Here is a 19035-nt window from a genome sequence, read left to right on the forward strand (position 1 = left end):
ACGTGTCAAGAAACCAGTTGTTATGTTGAGAATATCCCATTGAATTAACAAGATGACTAAATCTGCGACACCGAACTATAGTCGTAGCGCGAATTTGTTTCTAAATAACGACAGATTTTTAGTGTATCTTGAGCCTTCTATGACTTTTTTAAAAATCATTTACGCAATCCCCAATTTTTACTATCAGAAGACTTAACTCATTGATTTTAAATAAAATTGATTTCCGGCCTCGGGCACCAAATACTAAAAGGCTCTCAGCGATGAGGGCCTTTTTCATTATTTCTGCCATACCTCAGAATATTGTAGTATCGCTGGTATCGCGGATTACCTTTTGACAATCAATTGCTTGGGGTAAAAATGAGAAATGTATTGCTCACACTCGCTGTGATCATTTCGGCCAGCGGCTGCGCCACGCAGCCAACTCCCATTAACAGTGCCCGCTCGGTACCGATGGAACGGATATTCCGTGCCGATGCGCTGCCGCTGGCAAATAGCGCCCGCGCAGTATTTGTAAGGGATGGCGGAACCTCTGGCGCCGCCGCATACCAGCAGCTGTATATCGACGGCAAAAAAGCGGCCTCGTTGAATCCGGGTGAAAAAATCGAATTCATGCTCACGCCGGGCCAGCATGTTTTCGGCGCCCTGCCGGCTGACGTCTTTAACACCCAGTTGCTGAACACGATCAATCAGGACCTGAAGGCTGATCAAAGCTATTTCTACCGCATTCAAACGGAAAGCAATTCCTTGCGTGCAACTGTCCAGCGATTTGTACCGGGCTATCAATAGGCCGGGCCGGCGTTGACTCTGCATCCTGCCGCTCCCGGCCGCAGAATCCGGAATGGTTTACACAGCTGGCCCGGACGACAAAATGCCGGGCAACAGCCCGGCACTTGACCTGCACCTACTGTTTACTTGGCGGCGACAGTGATGGCCGATGTGTCGACGCTCTTCACGCCCTTCACTTTTCCAGCAATATCCTTGACGTGATCGATCGCATCCTGGGTTGCCAGGGCGCCGCTCAGCACCACTACGCCGTGCGTCGTCTTCACGCCGACGTCAAAGCCCTTGCTCACGCTATCCGCCAGAATTTCGGATTTCACCTTGGTGGTGATCCAGCTGTCGGAAACCACCCGCTTGGTCTTGGCGACGTTCTTGTCGACCTTGTCCGCGGCCACGCCGTTGGATGGCGTGGTCAGGTTATTGTCGACGCTCTTGACTCCCTCCACCTGCTTGGCGACCGCTTCCGCTCTGGATTTTGCGCTCGCGCTACTGGCGGCGCCGTCCAGCGTCACCACGCCGTTGGTCGTCGTCACGCTGACGTCAGACTTGCCCATACCGTCGGTCGTCATCAGCTTGGCCTTGATGGTGGTGGTAATCCCGGCATCCGTCACCGTGGCGCCGACGCCATCGCTGTGCGCCTGCGGGGCGGCGGCATCGGCAGCCATCGCGGCAGGGCCGGCAAGGCTGACGCCGAAAGCCGCAACGATCAGGGCGTTGCGAAGGGATTTTTTGTAAAGGATGGATGTATTCATATGATTTCTCCTGTGTATTGTCTGCGGCGCTGACCTTGCAGAAATGTGAGTCAGCAAGAGCCCGGCAGAACAAAAGACGGCCGTGCCGCCCTCTGCTGCCCATGGAAGCTGCTTAAGTCCATGGCAAGAGTTTGCCGCAGCAGGCAGATACTGTCCGTTCGCTATCACACATAGGGAGGTATTAACGCCGGATCGCAGCGGCAATCCAGCGCCAGGCATGCCTGCTAGCCCGCAGAGGGAGACAAGGCAACGCTGCGCGTCACCCCCAGGGACATCAGGCGTTGCGCCATGCAGAAAATAAACAGCAGGACGCCAATCACGATTTTGGTCCACCAGGAACTGAGCGTGCCGTCGAATGCGATCAAGGTCTGGATCAGGCCCAGGATCAGCACGCCGGAAAGGGTCCCCGCGACGTAACCATAGCCGCCGGTCAGCAAAGTGCCGCCAATCACCACCGCGGCGATCGCATCCAGCTCGGTGCCTTGCGCATGCAGGCCGTAGCCGGACAGCATATAGAACGAGAACAAGACCCCGGCGAGCGCCGCGCAAAAGCCGCTGAAGGCGTACACCAATACCTTGGTGCGCCCCACCGCCAGGCCCATCAGCAATGCCGACTGTTCATTGCCGCCGATGGCGTAGACGGCGCGTCCGAAGCGGGTGTAATGCGCAATATAGATCGCCAGCGCCAGCATGATCATGGCGATCAGCACGCTGGGCGAGACGAAGGCGCCGAACACGCCGATCCTGGCCTGCGACAGCGTCACATACAATGGCTGGTCGATCGTGATGGAATTGATGCTGATCAGGTAGCACAGGCCGCGCGCCAGGAACATTCCCGCCAGGGTGACAATGAACGCCTGCAGCTTGAAAAAATGGATCAGCGCGCCCATGAAAGCGCCGAAAGCGCTGCCGATCAAGAGCACGCAGGCAATCACCAGCAGCGGCGGCCAGTGCCAGTACTGCAGCAGGTAGGCCGAGATCATGGTGGTCAGCGCCAGCACCGAGCCGACCGAGAGGTCGATGCCGCCGGACAGGATGACAAACGTCATACCGATCGCAATCACCAGCAGGAAGGCGTTGTCGATCAGCAGGTTGAGCACTACCTGCAGGGAAAAGAAGCCGGTATAGGCGACCGAGCCGAGGCCAAACATCAGCAACAGCAGGACCACCGTCACCATCGATGTGAAATAGGGAGATGCGAGCAGCGCGCGGAATGTTTTCATCATTCTTTTCCGGTTGAACGGCGAACCCTGGACCCGGCGCCAGACAGACGCGGCATCAGATGGCGGAATTCCTTCGATTGCGACAGGCAGACCGCAAACACCACCACCGCCTTGACCACCATGTTCACTTCCGGCGGCACGCCCATCGAATAGATGGTGTAAGTCAGCGCCTGGATGATCAGGGCGCCGACCACGCTGCCGGCCAGGCTGAACTTGCCGCCGCCTAAAGAAGTGCCGCCGAGGGTCACCGCCAGGATGGCGTCCAGTTCCATCAGCAAGCCGGCATTATTGGCATCCGCGCTCTTGATGTTGGAACTGATCATCAGCCCGGCAAGACCGGCGCAGGCGCTGCAAAACATGTAGACAAAGAAAATCAGCGCCGCGGTGCGGATGCCGGCCAGCCGTGACGCCACCGGGTTGATGCCGACCGCCTGGATGAACAAGCCCAGCGCCGTTTTTCGCATGAGCATGGCCACCACCAGGAAAACACCGAGGGCGATGTACAAGGAAAACGGCAGGCCGAACAGATAGCCGCTGCCCAGATAGAAAAACGGCTGGTAGTAGACCGTGATGATCTGGCCGTCGGTCAGCAGCTGCGCCAGGCCGCGGCCGCCGACCATCAGGATCAAGGTAGCGATGATCGGCTGCAGGCCCAGCGAGGACACCAGGAAGCCATTCCAGACGCCGCACAGGAGCGCGGCCCCCAAGGCCGCTGCAATCGCCCATGCCATGGGTATGCGGCTGGCATATTCCGGCACGCCGCCGTGCATCTGCAGCGTGCCGCCGATCAGCAAGGCCGCAACGGTGCCGGAAATCGCCACTACCGCGCCGACCGAGATATCGATGCCGCGGGTGGCAATCACCAGGGTCATGCCCAGTGCCGTCAGTATCAAGGGCGCAGCACGGTTGACGATATCGATCAGGCTGCCATACAGATGGCCGTCTTTCCACTCGAGACGGAAAAAACCGGGGATCATGAAGAAATCAACCGCCAGCAGCAGCGCCAGCGCGGCCAAAGGCCGGAACAAGGGATGCCGCGCAAAATCCACAAGCTGTCCGATCGGCGCGGAAGGCACAGATGCCGGCTGCCCTTCCTTGACGGCGTCCGGGTCCAAGGGAATGCTCATGCGGACTCCCCGGCAATCACCTGCAACACCGAATCCTCATCGAGCTCGCCGCGCAGATATTCGCCGCAAGCTTTGCGGTCGCGCAACACCAGCATGCGGTCGCTGACCCGCAATACTTCCGAAATCTCAGAGGAAATGAAGAGTATCGCCATGCCCTTGCGGCACAAGGCGATGACGTGTTCCATGATCTCCTGCTTGGCGCGGACATCGATGCCGCGCGTCGGCTCGTCCAGGATCAGCATGGCCGGGTCGGTAGCCAGCCAGCGCGCCAGCAGAGCTTTCTGCTGGTTGCCGCCTGAAAGCGAGCTGATCGGCGTTTCGATACCCGGCGTCTTGATGCCCAGCCATTTGACGTAGTCGTTGGCCAGCGCCTGCTGCCGCCTGCGCGGGATCACGTGCAGCAAGCCCGCCCTCGCCTGCAACGCCAGGATGATGTTCTCCCGCACCGACAGCTCCAGTATCGCGCCCTCCTTCTTGCGGTCCTCAGAGCAGAATCCGATGCCGGCGGCGATTGCATCCCGCGGCGAATGGAATTTTTCGATTTTTCCTTTTATCTGCATCGTGCCGCTGTCGGGCTTGTCCGCGCCGAACAGCAAACGCGCCGTTTCGGTCCTGCCGGAACCGAGCAAGCCGCACAAGCCCAGCACTTCGCCGCCGCGCAGGTCAAGATCCAGCGGCGCCAGTATGCCATTCCGCCCCAAGCCCCTGGCCTGCAGCACGGCTGGCTGGCCACCATCCACCTGTGGCTCGGCACGACCGCTGACGACATCGGGATTGGCCGGCGACGGCATTGGGCTGCCGACCATCTTGTTCACCAGGTCCAGCCGGCTGAGCTGGCTGGCCAGGTATTCGCCTTCAAGCAGGCCATTGCGCAAGACCGTAATGCGGTCGGAAATTTCGTAGGTCTGCTCCAGGAAATGGGTCACGAACAGAATCGCCATGCCCTGTTCGCGCAGCTTGCGCAAGACTTCGAACAGCAGCTTCACCTCGGCGTCGTCAAGGCTGGAGGTCGGCTCGTCCAGAATCAGTACCTTGGCTGAAATGCTCAAGGCACGCGAAATCGCCACCATTTGCTGGATCGCCAGCGGATACCTGGAGAGTGGGGCCGCCACGTCGATCCTGACATGGAGGTCGCTCAGCAGCTGCTGCGCCTGCAGCTGCATGGATTTCCAGTCGATCGCACCGTATTTTTCCGGGTAGCGGCCGATGAAGATGTTTTCAGCGACCGACAGGTTGGGGCAAAGATTGACTTCCTGGTACACGGTGCTGATGCCAAGGCTTTGCGCCTCCAGCGTCGAACGCGGCTGCACCGGCTGGCCATGCAAGAGTATGCGGCCGCTGTCGGGCGCATAGACACCGGTCAGCACCTTGATCAGGGTCGATTTGCCCGCGCCGTTCTGTCCCATCAATGTATGGACTTCACCGGGGTATAGCCGCAGGGCGACATCGTTGAGCGCCGCCACGCCGCCGAACGCCTTGCAGATGCCGCTCAATGCCAAGGCTGGCGCGGCGCTGTCCTGCGCCTCGCCGGTAGTGCCGATCACCGTTTTACTCATCCGCCTGCGATCCCCAGATGCTCATGCAAGATGGCGCTCAGCGCACCATCATGAAAAATACGACAGCGCGCAAGGCGCGCCGTCATCCGGATCGTCGGTTCAGTATTTGCGGTTCGGGAATTCCTTGGCGGCGACTTCCGCCGGGAATACGCTCTCCTCGGTGGTAATCCGCTTGGGCACTGTCTCGCCGGCCACAACCTGCTTCGCCACTTTCATCAGCTGCGGTCCGAGCAAGGGGCTGCACTCCACCGTGACATTCAGCTTGCCGGCCATCATCGCTTCAAACGCGCCCTTGACCCCATCCACCGAGATCACCAGGATATCCTTGCCGGGTTTCAGGCCAGCCTCTTCGATGGCCTGGATCGCGCCTATCGCCATGTCGTCGTTGTGGGCGTACAGCACATTGATTTTCTTGCCGTCGGTCTTGAGGAAGGCTTCCATCACTTCCTTGCCCTTGGCGCGGGTGAAATCGCCGGTCTGCGAACGGATGATCTTCAGATGCGGATTGGCGGCGATGGTTTCGGCGAAGCCGCTCTTGCGGTCGATTGCCGGCGCCGAACCGACCGTGCCTTGCAATTCGACGATATTGATATCGCCGGCAGGCATGCTCTTGGCACGCTCCAGCAGCCAGCGGCCGGCGCGGCGGCCCTCTTCAACGAAATCCGAACCGATGAATGTCACGTACAGCGACTTATCCTTGACGTCGACCGCGCGGTCGGTCAGGATCACCGGGATCTTGGCGGCTTTGGCTTCGCCCAGCACAGTGTCCCAGCCGGATTCCACCACCGGGGAAAAGGCAATGACGTCGACTTTTTGCGCAATGAAGGAACGGATCGCCTTCACCTGGTTTTCCTGCTTCTGCTGTGCATCGGCGAATTTCAGCGTCACCCCGGCCTGCTTCGCCGCATCCTTGATCGACGCGGTATTCGCGGTGCGCCACTCACTCTCCGCGCCCACCTGCGAAAATCCCAGGACCAGCGCCTTCTCGGCACAGGCGCTGGACGCGATTCCGAATCCTAGCCCCAAACAAAGCGCTGCGTTCAACATCGTTCTGCGTGTCATTCTCATTGCTTGTCTCCGTTAATTTATCGGCATTTTTCTGCAACGCAAATCGCTAGTCTGACCGGCGCGACAGCACCATCCTTCCGTCATTATTTTTTTACGGTATAAAAGATTTTGGGGGATGTGCGCGCACCATACTAGGAGGGAAGCTGCGGACTATCCAATGAAATTTTTCAATGGCGAGATACCCATTTCGGTATCGGTTCTGCACAATTCTCCGGACAAAAAAAAGCCCGCTAACTTTCGTTGCGGGCTGAATCCAAACCTTGAGAGGTGTTGGAGGAGACAGGATCACTATATCGCAGCGCAGCATATTCGTCTGCTTGATTGTTGTGATATCTGATATTCATCATACAAATATTAGCTTGACGGTATTTGCGCGTTGCATCAAGAGTCGCGCCGACCTAGCGATGGCGATGGTGCTCGCAGCTCGCCGACAGCCGTCAGATTAACTCCTCAGCGGCCGACGCTTCCTCAACGAGTTCTAATTATCTGAGCGCTGTATGTCTGTCTTCCCATTCATATCAATTGTCATCCGAAACATTTTTGTTTCACCCGCTCGTAACACCGTTTCTCTTTGAGTCCAATCATCTTTCCCGATCCCACATAAACCTTTACCAGACGGATCACGGCCAGTTCGCAGCAGAAGCTCTCCCGGCTCGACATAAAAGCTAGCAGTTTCAGCGGTATCCAATCTTGCTGACAAAACATTGTTAATGGATAGCGCATAAAAGCAGCCACTGCCCAAATGCCCAACGTCACGGGTAACGACAAGCTTAGAGGTGGTGCTGCCCGTCTTGTTTTGGTAAGCCAGCAATCGATCTTGCGGCGCTGTCTTTATTTCTGACATGGATGGAGGTGTAGTAGCGCAGCCAGCCATCACAGCCACGAACCCAAGCAGCCCAATTATTTTCAACATCGCGTCCCTTTAAAATTTTATTCTGAATTTTGATTGCCCTGCACCTTGGTTGCGACTTGCATCAAATTTACCTTTGAGAACCTTGGATTTGCATTCGGCAGAATCATGCCGTTTGTTGCCGTCTTGCCTCAACAACGACAATCTTTCGCATCACCATATATTTACCCCTAAAATTGCCGGGAGCCATCTTTGCAGAAAATCAACTATCTTGCAAGTGATTTTACTGACAACATCCCGAAGCATTGACCGCACAGCGAGATGAATGCAGAGAATCTTCTGACGGAAGGTCTAACTTACTAATAGGGAGCCGCTGCAAGACAAATGTACCGACGTCAAACAGGTATAAGAGATTCTGGGGGATTGCGGTTTCGAGGTATTGGCTTCCGATGAAGAGCTAGCCAGCGTTTCACAAACCAAAAAGGTCAGGAAAGAGAGATACCAATGGGGCTTGAAAGAGATAAACGGATTTGCTACAAGCCAGATGAACCCAAGACCAGCAATTCATCGATAGAAAGAAAAACGGGTAAGTCATTGAACAAATAAGAATAACTCTTATCAGCCAACAACTTACCCATATATTCTTGGAGGAGGCGGTGGGAGTCGAACCCACGATACAGGTTTAAGCCCATATGCTTCCTTAGCAGGGAAGTGCCTTCGACCACTCGGCCACGCCTCCAGACTTAGACGGCTTTAACAACGCCGCGTTAAGGACACGAATAATAACTTTTCATAGGGCATCGGTCAATAACGCTATGCCAAATTAACAGCTTTTTTTGAAAAATTTTTCAAAACCCTCTGAAAACCTGCTGCGCGACCCGGTCTCAGACCAAATCGGCGCAGCGATGCTGCGATTTTCAGAGATTCGCGCTGATTTACGCGCTTTCCAGGCCAAATGCCTTGTGCAGAGCACGTACCGCCAGCTCCATGTACTTCTCGTCGATCAGCACCGAGATCTTGATTTCGGATGTCGAGATCATCTGGATGTTGATGCCCTCTTCCGACAAGGTGCGGAACATTTGCGAAGCGATGCCGACATGGCTGCGCATGCCGACGCCGACCACCGATACCTTGGACACCTTGGCGTCGCCGGTAATGCTGGCGGCGCCGATGTTGGCCTTGACCTTCTCGTTCAGCACGTCCATGGCCTTGGCGTATTCGCCGCGCGGCACGGTAAACGTGAAGTCGGTCTTGCCGTCCACCGACTGGTTCTGGATGATCATGTCGACTTCGATGTTGGCGTCGGCGACCGCGCCCAGGATCTGGTAAGCGATGCCAGGACGGTCAGGGACGCCGAGCACGGTGATCTTGGTCTCGTCGCGATTAAACGCGATGCCGGTAATGGTGGCTTGTTCCATCTTGGTATCTTCCTCAAACGAAATCAGGGTGCCGGAAACTGCTTCTTCTTCCAGCGGCATTAATGGGTCGGTCAGCGACGACAGCACGCGGGTCGGCATCTTGTAGTTGCCGGCGAATTCAACCGAGCGGATCTGCAGCACCTTGGAGCCAAGCGACGCCATCTCCAGCATTTCTTCAAAAGTCACCGTGTTCAGGCGACGCGCATCGGAGACGACACGCGGGTCGGTGGTGTAGACGCCGTCGACGTCGGTGTAGATCAGGCATTCCGCCGCCTTCAGTGCAGCTGCCACCGCCACTGCCGATGTATCCGAGCCGCCACGTCCCAGGGTCGTGATATTGCCAGCCTCGTCGACACCCTGGAAACCAGTGATGATCACGACTTTGCCAGCATCCAGATCTTGCCGCACCTTGGTGTCGTCAATCGAACGGATGCGTGCCTTGGTATGGGCCGAATCGGTCTTGATCGCGACTTGCCAGCCGGCGTAGGACACGGCTTGCTTGCCGATCGCCTGCAGCGCCATCGCCAGCAGGGCTACCGAAGCCTGTTCGCCTGTGGAGGCCAGCATGTCGAGTTCGCGCGGATCGGGCTGGGCGCTAATTTCCTTTGCCAGGCCCAGGAGGCGGTTGGTTTCACCGGACATCGCGGAGGGCACCACGACGATTTGGTGGCCGGCGTCATGCCATTTGGCGACGCGCTTGGCGACATTCTTGATGCGCTCGGTCGAGCCCATCGAAGTGCCGCCGTATTTGTGGACGATTAAAGCCATAGGGTGTGTTTTGGGTGCAGGAAGCGGACGTAATGCAAGAAAAATAAAAAATCAACCCTTTAATGTACCCGCAACAGCTGATTATGACAAGTGGATTACTGGCTAGAAAATACAGATAACGCTTATGCGTCAAATTGAATATCTTGACTCAGCGGCAACACATCCGATTGCCAGCGCAGAGCAATGCGCGGGCCGGCCAAGGTCGCCAGCACATGGCAATCGAAGCCGATGCCGGCCGCAAACAAGACCTGCTTGCCGCTGCGCACCAGGGGCAGCCGCTCGCGCTCCCACGGCGGCACATCAAAAGCCTGATAGTGATACTTCAGGCTCTTGGTGGGCCGGTTGAATGCCAGCTTGAGCTTTTCGCCGCCGGCGCGGAACTGGATCTGCAAGGCTTGCTGGCGCAGCCAGTCGGCGCTGACGCCCTGCTCCGCCGCTTCGAAATGCATGACGCCGCCGAATACCGGGAAGGCGATTTCGGTTTCACCGTTCCAGCGGAAATCCTGCGGCTCGATTTCGGAACGGTCGACATCGTCGCGCGGCGTCAGGAACACGCGGTTGCGATGACGCCGGATATGGCAATCCGGATGGGTTACGCACAGCTGGGCGTCGGCTTTCGCTTCCAGCAGCTGCTGCCGCATTTCGCTCAGCCAGGCGCTGGACGGCATGCGCAGGTGATGCAGGCCGAACCAGTAGCGCAGCAGGTTATCGATACGTTCAGGCTTGAGCAAGCGCAGCGGGTCCATATTCAGGCAGGCGCCGTCGACGCACAGCGCCATGTCTTGCGCCGCCAGTTCCACCAGCAGCTTTTGCGTGGTCGCCATATGGCCGGCGCTGCGCGAAAAGCGCTCCTGGAAGCCGGGAAAATACTGCGTCAGCACCGGCATCACCTGCTGCCGCAAGGCATTGCGGGCATAGCGCGGATCGTGATTGGATTCGTCTTCGACATAGCTCAGCTGTTGAGCCGCGGCATACTGCTCCATTGCCGCGCGCGATACTTTCAGCAGCGGACGCACCATCAGCAAGCTGGCGTCGCCGAGCAGGCTGGGCGCGGTATTCCAGCTGTCCATGCCCGACAGGCCGGCGGCGCCGGAGCCGCGCAGCAATTGCAGCAGCACGGTCTCGGCCTGGTCGTCGAGGTGGTGAGCAGTCAGCAGCAGCGGCGCCTGGTGCGTGCGGCACAAATCGCCCAACGCTGCATAGCGGCTGTTGCGGGCCGCTTCTTCCACGCCGCTTTTTTCAGCGTCGCGCAACTCGATACGCTGCGCGTGGAATTCGACACCCAGCCGCGCGCAGGTCTCCGCGCAATGGGCTTGCCACTGATCCGCATTGGGACTGATGCCGTGATGGATATGAAACGCCAGCAGCTTGACGCCATGGCTGGCGGCGTAGCGCGCCGCCGCATGCAGCAGGACCGTGGAATCCAGCCCGCCGCTATACGCGATGGCCAGACTGGCCGGCGCTGGCGCACCGCCGGCGGCCAGCGCCGCCAGTGTGTTTTCTAAGTACGCATCGATACTTGGCGAATGAAGATGTGACACGCCTATTCTGCAGCCAGCACTTCCTTGAATTTACCGTAGCTCATCAATTTTTCATGGCGCGCGTTCAGTAAATCCTTGGTCTTGACGCCCTGGAACTGGCGCAAAGTATCGGCCAGCGCCCGCTTCAGCAACGAAGCCATCTGCTTCGGATCGCGGTGGGCGCCGCCCAGCGGTTCGCTGACGATCTTGTCGATCAGACCGACCGCTTTCAAGCGATGCGCCGTCAGGCCCAGTGCGTCGGCAGCATCGGCAGCGCGCTCGGCAGTCTTCCACAGGATGGAAGCGCAGCCTTCCGGCGAAATCACCGAATAAGTCGCGTATTGCAGCATCAGGACCGCGTCGCCGACGGCAATCGCCAACGCGCCGCCGGAGCCGCCTTCACCGATGATGGTGGCGATCAGCGGCACTTTCAGCTCTGCCATGGCGTACAGATTATGGCCGATCGCTTCTGACTGGCCGCGCTCTTCCGCATCGATGCCAGGGAAGGCGCCGGGGGTGTCGACAAAAGTGAAAATCGGCAGGCCGAATTTTTCTGCAACCTTCATCAGGCGCAAGGCCTTGCGATAACCTTCCGGTTTCGGCATGCCGAAATTGCGCAAGGCGCGCTCCTTGGTGTCGCGCCCTTTCTGATGGCCGATCACCATGCATGCCTGGCCATTGAAACGGGCCAGGCCGCCAACGATGGACTGGTCGTCGGCATAGGTACGGTCGCCGTGCAGTTCATGGAAATCCGTGAAAATCTCGTTCACGTAATCCATGGTGTAAGGACGCTGCGGATGGCGCGAAATCTGCGATACCTGCCATGGCGTCAGCTTGGCGTAGATATCCTTGGTCAGCTGCTGGCTCTTTTTGGAGAGGCGGTCGATTTCTTCCGAAATGTCCACCGCCGAATCGTCCTGGACGAAACGCAGCTCTTCGATCTTGGCATCCAGCTCGGCGATCGGTTGTTCGAAGCCAAGAAATGTTGTTTTACTCATATTATTCCCTTTATTAATCCATCACTACCGGTTTGCCATCGGCGAAATCAAACAAGTTATCATTTAGCTATAACTCGAACCGATTACCTGCCCATTTACTCAGTAGTGACTTGATATTCTGTCGATACCGGATCCAGACTACGCCATAAATACCATGTTGCCACAGTACGCCAGGGCTCCCAATTGGCCGATACTTCGCGCGCATCGCTGCGTGAAACGGGCTCGCCTGAAAAATAATTGACACTAATGCCTTTAAGCAACCCCGGATCGTCCAGGGGCAAGATATTGGGCCGGAGCAAATTAAATATCAAAAACATCTCCGCTGTCCAGCGTCCGATGCCGCGAATCTGCGTCAGGTCCGCAATCACGGCCTCGTCTTCCATCTCCTGCCATTGCTCGGCATCGACCCGTTTTGCCTTGAAATGATCGGCCAGGTCAAGAATATAGTCTGCTTTACGTTTGGACAAACCGCAAGCCGCCAGTTGCTCGGGGCCGGCTTTCAATACCTGGGCCGGGGTCGTCTTGGGGCAGACCAGCAGGAATTTCTGCCATACCTGCTCGGCCGCCTTGACCGTAATCTGCTGCCCGACCACCGAGCGCGCCAGCGTGGTAAACGCTTCGCCGCGTCCAACCAGGTGCAGGTCGCCAAACTGCGGGATCAATTTACGCATGATACGGTCACGCTTCATCAACTCGTTCTTTGCATCTTCCCAGTACGAAGGCACAAAAAAAGAGGAATCGACAGCTATCGCTTTTTGCATACGGTTACGCCCTTCGCCATTCGGTTAGACCGCCGGGCTTATCTTCCAGCAAAATGCCGTCGGCCAGCAGATCCTTGCGGATCTGGTCTGCCGCGGAAAAATCCCTGGCTATTTTCGCTGCTTGACGAGCTTGAATTTTGAGTAGGATATCTTGCTCCGACAACGCCGCTTGCGCAATGCCATTTCCATCAACTTCGCTGCCCGCGAGTGCGCGGCCTTTCAAAAAATCTTCCGGCGCGCGCTGCAACAAGCCAAGCGTGCCGGCCAGCTCTTTCAGCTGACGGGCGGCGGCGGCGGATTTATTCTTGTTGACTTCGTTGGCCAGGTCGAACAGGCCGGAAATCGCCATCGGCGTGTTGAAGTCGTCATTCATGGCGGCCGCCAGGCGTTGCGCATGCGCCTCGTTCCAGTCCAGCGGCAAGCCGTCCGCCGCCACTTCTTTCAGGGCGGTGTAAAGACGCGTCAGGCTTTGCTTGGCGTCATCCAGATTGGTGTCTGCATAATTCAGCGGGCTGCGATAATGCGCGCGCAGGATGAAAAAGCGCACCACTTCGGCATCGTATTTTTTCAGGACATCGCGGATAGTGAAAAAATTTCCTAGCGACTTGGACATCTTTTCATTATCGATACGGACAAAGCCGTTATGCATCCAGTAATTGACGAACTGGTGGCCGTGCGCACCTTCCGACTGTGCGATTTCATTCTCGTGATGGGGGAACTGCAAGTCCTGGCCGCCGCCATGGATATCGAACTGCTCGCCCAGCAATTGCTCCGCCATCGCAGAGCATTCGATATGCCAGCCGGGCCGTCCCTGGCCCCAGCGCGAGTCCCACTTGACTTCTTCCGGTTCGCTGGCCTTGGCCGCCTTCCACAAGACGAAGTCGAGCGGATCGCGCTTGCCGACGTTAACGTCCACCCGTTCGCCGGCGCGCAGGTCATCCAGCGATTTGCCCGACAGCTTGCCGTAGCCGTTGAAATCGCGCACCGAATAATTGACGTCGCCGTCGCTGCCCTGATAGGCCAGGCCTTTGTGCTCCAGTTTTTCGATCAGCGCCAGCATCTGCGGCACGAAGGCCGTCGCGCGCGGCTCGTGATCCGGCTTTTGCACGCCCAGCGCCGCCGCGTCCTCATCCATGGCCTGGATGAAACGGCCGGTCAGCTGCGAGATGGTCTCGCCGTTCTCCACTGCGCGCTTGATGATCTTGTCGTCGATATCCGTGATATTGCGGACGTAAGTCACCTCAAAGCCCGACTGCCGCAACCAGCGCTGCACCATGTCGAACACCACCATCACGCGGCCATGGCCAAGATGGCAATAATCGTAAACCGTCATGCCGCACACATACATGCGGACTTTGCCTGCTTCGATCGGCGAAAAAGGCTGCTTCTCACGCGCCAGCGTGTTATATATTTTCAGGTCGCTCATGGGAAGTTACGGCTCAGGTACAGAAATTAGGCACAGAAATAAGCACAGAAATATTGCACGCCGTTCCATGCATCCACGCACCTTCCGTGCGCGACGCCAATACAACAAGGCCGTCAAAACTCTTTTGCAGTGTTTAGTTTGATAAAATGTTGCTTTTCGCCGCAGTATATCATTACTGAAAAGCGAAAATGCAGCACATGGAATACGAAAACGGCCCCCTAACATGAAGGATTTTTATGACCGCATCTCTTGGCTTGTCCCGTCGCACGTTCACTTTGGCGCTGGCATCGGCGTTAACCGCCGTCACTTTTGCCGCCAGCCCGTCGTTTGCCGCCACGGCTAAGACTGCTGCGGCTATCGACAAGCCACATGTTCTGTTGAAAACCAACATGGGCGACATCGTCATCGAACTGAATCCGGAAAAAGCGCCGAAGACAGTCAAGAATTTTCTGGGCTACGTCAACAGCGGCCATTATAACGGTACGATTTTCCACCGCGTGATCGACAGCTTCATGATCCAGGGCGGCGGCATGACCAAGGACATGATCGAGAAGCCAGCACCTAACAAGGTCGAGAACGAAGCCAAGAACGGCCTCAAGAACGTCCCTTACAGCGTCGCCATGGCACGCACCGCCGATCCGCAGTCGGCCGGCGCGCAGTTCTTCATCAATGTCAACAATAATGAGTTCCTCAACTACCCTGGCCGCGACGGCTGGGGCTACGCGGTATTCGGCCAGGTCATCAAAGGCATGAACGTGGTCGACAAGATCAAGAAAGTGAAGACCGCGTCCCAGGACGTGCCGACCACGCCGGTGATCATCGAATCCGCTACCGTGACCAAATAATAATATTCATTCTCTATCAACCCGCTATCAACCATTAATAGGAAATACCATGGCTGTCATCCTCACCACCAACCACGGCAAGATCAAGATCGAACTGGATGCTGAAAAAGCACCGAAGAGCGTCGAAAACTTCCTCGCCTATGTCAACGCCGGCCACTACAACGGCACGATTTTCCACCGCGTGATCCCTGGCTTCATGGTGCAAGGCGGCGGTTTCGAACCTGGCATGAAGCAAAAGCCGACCAACGATCCGGTCGAAAACGAAGCCAAGAACGGCCTCAAGAACGAGCCTTACACCCTGGCCATGGCGCGTACTTCGGCGCCGCATTCGGCATCGGCGCAGTTCTTCATCAACGTCAAGAACAACAGCTTCCTCGACTATCCAGGCCAGGATGGCTGGGGCTATTGCGTGTTCGGCAAAGTGGTCGAAGGCAAGGACATCGTCGATGCCATCGAAAAAGTCAAGACCACCCGCAGCGGCATGTTTGCCGATGTGCCGGAAACCGACGTCATCATCGAAACAGCCGAAGTAGTCGCTTAACAGCGTTAATTCCAAGCTACAAGCCGCCAGCCAAAAGTCCTTCATGACAGCCACAGACTCGCACCAGCCAGCCGCTACCGTTGCGCTGTTTATCTCCGACCTGCATCTGCAGGCGGCGCATCCGCGCACCACGCAAGCGTTCCTGGATTTCCTGCAAACCAGGGCCATACAGGTGCAGCAACTGTATCTGCTGGGCGACCTGTTCGAGTACTGGGCTGGCGACGACGACCTGGAAACGCCGTACAACAGTGAAATCGCCGCTGCTATCCGGCAGGTCAGCAGCGCTGGCGTCCAGGTCTTCTGGATCGCCGGCAACCGCGACTTCCTGGTCGGCGACGGCTTTGCGCAAGCAGCCGGCCTGACCATGCTGCCCGATCCCTCAGTGATCAGCGTGGCCGGCCGGCGCCTGGCGCTTGCCCATGGCGACGCCCAGTGCACCGACGACCTCGCCTACATGCAGTTCCGGGCGCAGGTGCGGCAAGCGCAATGGCAGGTGCAATTCCTGGCGCTGCCGCTGGCGCAGCGCAAGGCGATCATCGCCGGCGTGCGCAAGGAAAGCCAGGAAGAACAGCGTCACAAAACCATGGAAATCATGGACGTCAATGCCGCGGCAGTGCATGCCCTGTTTGACGCCACCGGAACCAACACCCTGATCCACGGCCATACGCACAGGCCTGCACGCCACCTCTCGGGCGCAGGCGATGCCATCCGTACCCGTTATGTCTTGCCCGACTGGGAATATGACGTCAAGGCGCAGCGCGGCGGCTGGATCGCCATCGATGCCGCCGGCGTGATCCGGCGCTTTGGCCATGACGGCCAGGAAATCATTGATTGAAGCCTAGGGTGGGCAGGCTTTTTTTGCCCACGCCGTACCCACCCTTCAAAGAGAGCAAGGTTCCGCGCGGGCACAAATGCGTGTCCAACCTACCAGAGCAATTACTCGAACTGGCGCTTGAATTCCGCAAACTGCGCCATCAAGTCATCCATCTGCCGCCGCAGACCTGACACTTCTTCCTCAAGCTGAGCGATGCGGTCCTGGCTGCCGCCCTTGAGCACCGAAGCGCTGCCCGCCATCGCATCCGCGATCGCCTGCTGCTCCAGCACTTCCTCGCCGGCCAGCAGATGGGCATAACGCGACTCCTTGGTGCCCGGCGCTTTCGCCAAGCGCGCCACCAGCGGCGGATATTTATCGACCAGGAATTGCAGCGCCGTTTCCACCTCGCCGACGCTGGCGAATTCATGCAACCTGCCGCTACGGCTGCGCAACTCGCCGGCCGTCTGAATCCCGCGCAACATCAGGGTTGTCAATACCGCCAGCTTGTCTTGTTCCAGCAGCCACTTGACGCGCATCCGGTGCTCATACTTGGAGACCCTGGCGCCGGCCTGCCTGACCTCGACCACCAGCTTGCGCTGCATCAGGCGCTGCAGGATATCCAGCACGCTGGACTCGCTGATCGACATCACCGGATCGCGGCTGGACAGCTGGTTGCAGCCATTGGTCAGCGTGTTTAGCGACAAGGGATAGTTATCTGGCGTCAGTGCTTCCTTCTCGGCCAGCACGGCGAGTACGCGGATTTCAAACGGATCGAGAAAATCGTCTGCGCGCGCAGTATCAGCCGGCGGCAGCTCGCTGCCGGCAATTTCATTGACTTCTTGATTCATTGGCGGTTCTCCTGGTGCGCGGACCTACTCAACCAGTTTGTTGAGCTGGTCCGGATCAAATTTTTCCAGTTCCGGCAAGCTCTCGCAAGCCATGCCCGACTTCTTCAGCAGCGCGATGATGCGGTCGATCTGGTGTTCTTGCGCCGCGGCGTTATCGATCAAGCCGTGCAACGCTTTCGACAAGGGATCGTCGCCATTCGGGGTGACGCCATAGGCGGCAAACATGCGCGCCGCGGCCTCGTCCTTGCTGCTGCCGCTTTCCTTCAGCACGATGCGGGCTGGATTGCCGACCGCGGTCGCACCCGGCGGCACTTCCTTGACCACCACGGCGTTGGAACCGACCTTGGCGCCCTCGCCGACGGTAAAGCCGCCCAGCACCTTGGCGCCGGCGCCGATGATGGCGCCACGCGCCAGGGTCGGATGGCGCTTGGCGCCCTTGTTCAGGGAAGTCCCGCCCAGCGTGACGCCCTGGTAGATGGTGCAGTCGTCCCCGACTTCCGCGGTTTCGCCGATCACCACGCCAAAGCCATGGTCAATGAAGACGCGGCGGCCGATGGTGGCGCCGGGATGGATTTCAATCCCCGTCAGCATGCGCGCGATTTGCGAAATGAAGCGCCCCGGCCACTTGAAGCCGTTGTGCCAGCAATGATGTGCCCAGCGATGCAGGATGATGGCATGCAACCCAGGGTAACAAGTCAGCACCTCCCACTGGGTGCGGGCGGCGGGATCGCGTGCCATGATGTTGGCAATGTCTTCACGAATGTTGCTGAACATAGGGATATCGAATGAATGCGGAGGCGTAATGTTATTCCAAATTACGCTGGCCGTCTTTTGCTACGGAACTTCGGGAACGGCCGCGAATATAGCAACTGAGTAGCAACCGAATAGCAACTGAGCAGCGGCCGGAAAGGTGGCTGGCCTGGTCCGCCGCCAGATGGCGGACCGAAACTCAGCACGGGCGACGCGGAAGTAGAATCAACAACCCTTGACCATGCGCTGGCGGCGCGCTTCGTACAGGCAAACGCCGGAAGCTACCGATACGTTCAGGCTTTCGACTGAACCGAACATCGGCACATTGACCAGTACGTCGCAGGTTTCACGGGTCAGGCGGCGCATGCCTTCGCCTTCGGAACCCATGACAATCGCAGCCGGAGTGGAAAAATCGGCTTCGTACAAGCCCTTTTCGCCATCTTCATCGGTACCGATCAGCCAGATTTCGCGTTCCTTCAGCTCGCGCAAGGTGCGCGCCAGGTTGGTCACGGTAATGTACGGGACGGTTTCCGCGGCGCCGCTGGCTACCTTGGCGGCAGTCGCATTCAAACCTACTGCGCGGTCTTTGGGAGCGATCACCGCATGCGCGCCGGCGCCGTCGGCAACCCGCAGGCAGGCGCCGAGATTGTGCGGATCGGTGATGCCATCCAGGATCAGCAGCAGCGGCGGGCCGACGATCGCATCCAGCAGTTCATCCAGGTTGCGCGCCAGCGACAGTTCGCCAGCCTTGGCCACCACGCCCTGATGGCGGCGGGTGCCGACAATGTTCGACAAGCGCTGGTCATCCACCGGGATGACGCGCACGCCCACGGCTTTCGCTGCCTGCAGCAAATCCTGCATGCGGCGGTCGACGCGGCTGGCATCCACGTAAATCTCTTCCACCGACGACGCTTCATGACGCAAACGCGCGGTGACGGCGTGAAAGCCGAAAATCATTTTACTTTTCATATTCTATCTATCTGCTTCTAT

General features: G+C 57.9%; 18 protein-coding genes and 1 tRNA gene. 4 read left to right on the forward strand and 15 right to left on the reverse strand.

Annotated elements, in window-relative coordinates; all coding sequences use genetic code 11:
- The first annotated feature begins 357 nt into the window (after positions 1-357).
- Positions 358-786 (forward strand): hypothetical protein, encoded by a 429-nt coding sequence (locus VNZ65_RS10220; RefSeq protein WP_325668589.1) that lies wholly within the window; start codon positions 358-360, stop codon positions 784-786.
- Between the two features lie 122 nt (positions 787-908).
- Here VNZ65_RS10220 and VNZ65_RS10225 read toward each other — a convergent pair whose 3' ends face one another.
- From VNZ65_RS10225 to cysS, 12 genes are all read right to left on the reverse strand, one after another.
- Positions 909-1532 (reverse strand): BON domain-containing protein, encoded by a 624-nt coding sequence (locus VNZ65_RS10225; protein WP_325668591.1) that lies wholly within the window; start codon positions 1530-1532, stop codon positions 909-911.
- Between the two features lie 224 nt (positions 1533-1756).
- Positions 1757-2755, reverse strand: coding sequence for a galactofuranose ABC transporter, permease protein YjfF (gene yjfF, locus VNZ65_RS10230; RefSeq protein ID WP_414649095.1), 999 nt, complete (start codon positions 2753-2755; stop codon positions 1757-1759).
- Positions 2755-3882, reverse strand: coding sequence for an ABC transporter permease (locus VNZ65_RS10235; protein WP_325668595.1), 1128 nt, complete (start codon positions 3880-3882; stop codon positions 2755-2757). Before VNZ65_RS10235 ends, yjfF begins: the two co-directional genes overlap by 1 nt.
- Positions 3879-5438 carry a sugar ABC transporter ATP-binding protein gene (locus VNZ65_RS10240; RefSeq protein ID WP_325668597.1) on the reverse strand — a complete coding sequence of 520 codons (1560 nt, stop codon included), beginning with the start codon at positions 5436-5438 and terminating at the stop codon, positions 3879-3881. The genes VNZ65_RS10235 and VNZ65_RS10240 overlap by 4 nt, the downstream gene beginning before the upstream one ends.
- A gap of 99 nt (positions 5439-5537) precedes the next feature.
- Positions 5538-6506 (reverse strand): ABC transporter substrate-binding protein, encoded by a 969-nt coding sequence (locus VNZ65_RS10245; protein ID WP_325668599.1) that lies wholly within the window; start codon positions 6504-6506, stop codon positions 5538-5540.
- 478 nt (positions 6507-6984) lie between these two features.
- A complete protein-coding gene (locus tag VNZ65_RS10250; protein ID WP_325668601.1) occupies positions 6985-7419 on the reverse strand; it encodes a hypothetical protein in 435 nt (144 codons plus the stop codon).
- 582 nt (positions 7420-8001) lie between these two features.
- Positions 8002-8095 (reverse strand) — tRNA-Ser (locus VNZ65_RS10255).
- A gap of 196 nt (positions 8096-8291) precedes the next feature.
- A complete protein-coding gene (locus VNZ65_RS10260) occupies positions 8292-9542 on the reverse strand; it encodes an aspartate kinase (RefSeq protein ID WP_325668603.1) in 1251 nt (416 codons plus the stop codon).
- A gap of 122 nt (positions 9543-9664) precedes the next feature.
- On the reverse strand, positions 9665-11083 hold the full coding sequence (gene tilS / locus VNZ65_RS10265; RefSeq protein ID WP_325668605.1) for a tRNA lysidine(34) synthetase TilS: 1419 nt from the start codon (positions 11081-11083) through the stop codon (positions 9665-9667).
- Between the two features lie 2 nt (positions 11084-11085).
- On the reverse strand, positions 11086-12060 hold the full coding sequence (locus VNZ65_RS10270; RefSeq protein ID WP_014006318.1) for an acetyl-CoA carboxylase carboxyltransferase subunit alpha: 975 nt from the start codon (positions 12058-12060) through the stop codon (positions 11086-11088).
- Between the two features lie 95 nt (positions 12061-12155).
- Positions 12156-12821 carry a DNA-3-methyladenine glycosylase 2 family protein gene (locus tag VNZ65_RS10275; protein ID WP_325668610.1) on the reverse strand — a complete coding sequence of 222 codons (666 nt, stop codon included), beginning with the start codon at positions 12819-12821 and terminating at the stop codon, positions 12156-12158.
- A gap of 4 nt (positions 12822-12825) precedes the next feature.
- Positions 12826-14247, reverse strand: coding sequence for a cysteine--tRNA ligase (cysS, locus tag VNZ65_RS10280; RefSeq protein WP_325668612.1), 1422 nt, complete (start codon positions 14245-14247; stop codon positions 12826-12828).
- Positions 14248-14483: 236 nt separating this feature from the next.
- Between cysS and VNZ65_RS10285 the strand changes: the two genes are divergently transcribed.
- From VNZ65_RS10285 to VNZ65_RS10295, 3 genes are read left to right on the forward strand one after another with little or no spacing between them, the layout of a single operon-like run.
- On the forward strand, positions 14484-15092 hold the full coding sequence (locus VNZ65_RS10285; RefSeq protein WP_325668614.1) for a peptidylprolyl isomerase: 609 nt from the start codon (positions 14484-14486) through the stop codon (positions 15090-15092).
- A gap of 49 nt (positions 15093-15141) precedes the next feature.
- On the forward strand, positions 15142-15633 hold the full coding sequence (locus tag VNZ65_RS10290) for a peptidylprolyl isomerase (RefSeq protein ID WP_325668616.1): 492 nt from the start codon (positions 15142-15144) through the stop codon (positions 15631-15633).
- A 43-nt stretch (positions 15634-15676) separates the two neighbouring features.
- Entirely contained in the window at positions 15677-16468 is a 792-nt protein-coding gene (locus VNZ65_RS10295) for a UDP-2,3-diacylglucosamine diphosphatase (protein WP_325668618.1), read from the forward strand.
- A gap of 101 nt (positions 16469-16569) precedes the next feature.
- Here VNZ65_RS10295 and VNZ65_RS10300 read toward each other — a convergent pair whose 3' ends face one another.
- The 3 genes from VNZ65_RS10300 to rlmB all read right to left on the reverse strand — a co-directional run bounded on the left by VNZ65_RS10300 (position 16570) and on the right by rlmB (position 19014).
- A complete protein-coding gene (locus VNZ65_RS10300) occupies positions 16570-17295 on the reverse strand; it encodes a YceH family protein (protein WP_325668620.1) in 726 nt (241 codons plus the stop codon).
- Between the two features lie 24 nt (positions 17296-17319).
- Positions 17320-18069 carry a serine O-acetyltransferase gene (cysE, locus tag VNZ65_RS10305; protein WP_325668622.1) on the reverse strand — a complete coding sequence of 250 codons (750 nt, stop codon included), beginning with the start codon at positions 18067-18069 and terminating at the stop codon, positions 17320-17322.
- Between the two features lie 201 nt (positions 18070-18270).
- Positions 18271-19014: a 23S rRNA (guanosine(2251)-2'-O)-methyltransferase RlmB gene (gene rlmB, locus VNZ65_RS10310; protein WP_038488753.1), complete on the reverse strand. Its 744-nt coding sequence runs from the start codon at positions 19012-19014 to the stop codon at positions 18271-18273.
- Positions 19015-19035 lie beyond the last annotated feature (21 nt).

Source organism: Collimonas sp., from assembly GCF_035566555.1.
Classification (GTDB): Bacteria; Pseudomonadota; Gammaproteobacteria; order Burkholderiales; family Burkholderiaceae_D; genus Collimonas.